Origin of the sequence: Paenibacillus elgii NBRC 100335, from assembly GCF_004000865.1 — a bacterium.
In the GTDB taxonomy this organism is placed as follows: Bacteria; Bacillota; Bacilli; order Paenibacillales; family NBRC-103111; genus Paenibacillus_G; species Paenibacillus_G elgii.
On record NZ_BIMB01000145.1, the window covers coordinates 1 to 787 of the forward strand.

Below are 787 nucleotides of genomic sequence, written 5' to 3' on the forward strand. Positions count from 1 at the left end.
CGACGGCGATGGCGGCCGGTATGCGCGGCTGCAGCTCGCGCTCCCGGTTCTTCCGGCGAAGCCCGGCTTTGCGATCGGCGCGACGGCGACGGCTGCCGGCATACGAAGCTACAGCTTGCGCTCCTGGTTCTTCCGGATGAAGTCCGGTCTTGCGATCGGCGCGACGGCGACAGCGGCCGGCCGAGTAGTCTAATACTTTATTTTCTGATTTTATCTCTTAACACTTAATAATACGGGGCAGTCTAAAACTTATTTTTAAACGTTGCACTTTCACGATCCGAAATCCGCGAAGAATCAACAACTTCGGTCTAACACTTTATTTTTTTGGAACACCAAGTTGAAAATATATACTGAAAAATAACAAAAAATTAAAATCGTTTAAAAGCAAGAAGTCAATTCGAAGGTTGAAAATTTTGCTTAATGGCTCCATTATGCTCTCCAAGAAGAACTCAATGAGCGTCAAGTTGATGGGCTTCCATCAAAATATTCAAATATCCCGAAGTTTCTAATTAAAGTACCCGATAGGGGCGAAGGAGGGACAAGCTTTGAGTTCCATTGGTGGATTGATAAGTAATCAAAAATAAAAACAACAATTGGTAAGTGTCCCTACGGTAAATAGGGGCATTTTTGTTAATACTGTAGTTAAGAAGATGTTATTGACATTGAAAGGTCATGGATCATTTCACAATGATCAAAGTACTCATATTTCTGTCACTAAAGTAATCAGTATTCTGTCGTTCTACATGAAAAGACCTCCTTCCGATCCAAAACCGTCTTCACTTCCTCA

At 42.8% G+C, this 787-nt stretch carries 1 protein-coding gene; it reads left to right on the forward strand.

The genetic code is table 11. The features are described from left to right. Positions 1-193, forward strand: a 193-nt coding sequence (locus PEL01S_RS34780) for a hypothetical protein (protein WP_164824393.1), incomplete at its 5' end; no start/stop codon positions are given. Between the last annotated feature and the right edge of the window lie 594 nt (positions 194-787).